This is a genomic window from Frankia sp. CoWAU3 (genome assembly GCF_977971855.1).
In genome coordinates, this window is the sequence record NZ_CDWWXB010000004.1 from 43,763 (window position 1) to 46,046 (window position 2,284).

The window sequence follows — 2,284 nt, forward strand, 5'->3', positions numbered from 1 at the left end:
TCGCGCCCGGCGCCGCAACGGTGCCGGGCGACGGGCCGTCCGCCGGTCCCGTCCCGACCGACCCCCCGCCGCCCAGGACCGGCGCAGGCGCTGGTACACGCCGCGCATCGCGATCAGATCCCGGCGCGGACCGCGCTGGACGATCCGTCCGGCGTCCACGACGACGACGTCCTGTGCCGCCTCGGCCGTCGGCGCCCCGCCGGCGGACGCGCCTGGTCAGCGCACGGGTACACCCGCGCCGCGCAGCACCGTCTTCACCTCGCCGATGCGCAGCTGCCCGAAGTGGAACACGCTCGCCGCGAGCACCGCGTCCGCGCCCGCGTCGATCGCCGGCGCGAAGTGAGCCAGGTCGCCGGCCCCGCCGCTGGCGATCACCGGGACGTCGACCTCGGCACGCACCGCGCAGATCATCTCCAGGTCGTAGCCGTCCCGTGTGCCGTCGGCATCCATCGAGTTGAGCAGGATCTCCCCGGCGCCGAGCTCGACCACCCGCGCCGTCCAGGCCACCGCGTCGATGCCGGTGCCCTTGCGGCCGCCGTGCGTCGTGACCTCGAAGCGCGGACCGTCGGGACCGGGTGAGCGCCGGGCGTCCACCGAGATGACGATGCACTGGTTACCGAACCGGTGGGCGCACTCGCGCACCAGCTCGGGCCGGGCCACCGCCGCCGTGTTGATGCCGACCTTGTCGGCCCCCGCCCGCAGCAGGCGGTTCACGTCGTCGACCGAGCGGACCCCGCCACCCACGGTCAGCGGGATGAACACCTGTTCGGCGGTCCGCCGCACGATGTCGTAGGTGGTCTCCCGATCGCCGCTGGACGCGGTGATGTCGAGGAACGTCAGCTCGTCGGCACCCTCGGCGTCGTAGAGGCGCGCCATCTCGACCGGGTCGCCGGCGTCGCGCAGGTCCGTGAAGTTCACGCCCTTCACGACCCGGCCGGCGTCGACGTCAAGGCAGGGAATCACCCGAACCGCGACACTCATCGACCCACCGCACCCGCACATCCGTTTCCGATATTCCCGATATTCCCGATATTCCCGGCAACGGCCAGGGCCTCGGGCAACGTGAAGGCGCCGGCGTAGAGCGCCTTGCCGATGATCGCGCCCTCCACTCCGGGCACCACGGCGATCGCGGTGAGGTCGTCGAGCGTGGCCACGCCGCCGCTGGCGACCACCGGCCGGCTGGTGGCCGCGGTCACGGAGCGCAGGAGCTCGACGTTCGGCCCGGTGAGCGTGCCGTCCCGGCGCACATCCGTCACCACGTACCGGGCGCAGCCGTCGGCGTCGAGGCGGGCGAGCACATCGAACAGCTCGCCACCGTCCCGCGTCCAGCCCCGGGCCGACAGTGTGGTCCCCCGGACGTCGAGACCGACCGCGATACGGTCACCGACCCGGTCGATGGCCCGGCGGACCCAGTCGGGATCCTCGAGCGCAGCCGTGCCGATGTTGACCCGGGCCGCGCCGGTGGCCAGCGCCGCGTCAAGCGATGCGTCGTCGCGGATGCCGCCGGAGAGCTCGACGGCCACGTCCACCGCGCGTACCACCTCGGCGATGAGCTCCCGATTCGACCCCCGGCCGAAGGCAGCGTCGAGATCGACCAGGTGGATCCACTCGGCGCCGTCGCGCTGCCAGGTCAGCGCCGCCTCCCGCGGGTCGCCGTACGAGGTCTCGGAACCGGCCTCGCCCTGGACGAGTCGGACGGCCCTGCCGTCGGCCACGTCCACGGCGGGCAGCAGAGTAAGCGTCACATCGGCCACCCTACGGTCCGGCGGGGCGCTGGAGCCGCCCTAATTACAGGACATCCGCATTACAGGACATCCGCCCTCGCGTTCACGCTCACTCAGACCAGGGCTCACTCAGACCAGGGCTCGCTCAGAACAGGCTGCCGAGCCAGTTCGCCAGCAGATGCGCTCCGGCATCCCCGGACTTCTCCGGGTGGAACTGGGTCGCGGCGAGCGCACCCCGTTCGACGGCGGCGGCGAACGGCTCGCCGTGCTCCCCCACGGTGTCCCCGGCGGCCGGATCGGCCTTCGCCGCGTACGAGTGGACAAAGTAGAACCGCGTGCCCGCGGGCAGTCCGGCGAACAGGATCGATCCGGCGGGCGGCGCCACAGTGTTCCAGCCCATGTGCGGCAGGATGTCGGCGGCGAGCCGGCGGACCTCGCCAGGGATCACGCCGAGCCCGACCGTCCGCACCCCGTGCTCGTCACCGAGCTCGTACAGCACCTGCATCCCGACGCAGATCCCGAGCACGGGCCGTCCCGCCGCTACCCGCTCCCGCACCACG

At 72.7% G+C, this 2,284-nt stretch carries 3 protein-coding genes; all 3 read right to left on the reverse strand.

Annotated features, from left to right (window positions below; all coding sequences use genetic code 11):
* Positions 1 to 216: 216 nt before the first annotated feature.
* Complete coding sequence (hisF, locus tag AC08ON_RS01220; protein ID WP_476606039.1) at positions 217 to 981, reverse strand: imidazole glycerol phosphate synthase subunit HisF; 765 nt, start codon at positions 979 to 981, stop codon at positions 217 to 219.
* Positions 978 to 1,745, reverse strand: a complete 768-nt coding sequence (gene priA / locus AC08ON_RS01225; protein ID WP_476606038.1) for a bifunctional 1-(5-phosphoribosyl)-5-((5-phosphoribosylamino)methylideneamino)imidazole-4-carboxamide isomerase/phosphoribosylanthranilate isomerase PriA — start codon at positions 1,743 to 1,745, stop codon at positions 978 to 980. Before priA ends, hisF begins: the two co-directional genes overlap by 4 nt.
* A 124-nt stretch (positions 1,746 to 1,869) precedes the next feature.
* On the reverse strand, positions 1,870 to 2,284 hold a 415-nt coding region (hisH, locus tag AC08ON_RS01230), incomplete at its 5' end, for an imidazole glycerol phosphate synthase subunit HisH (protein ID WP_476616313.1).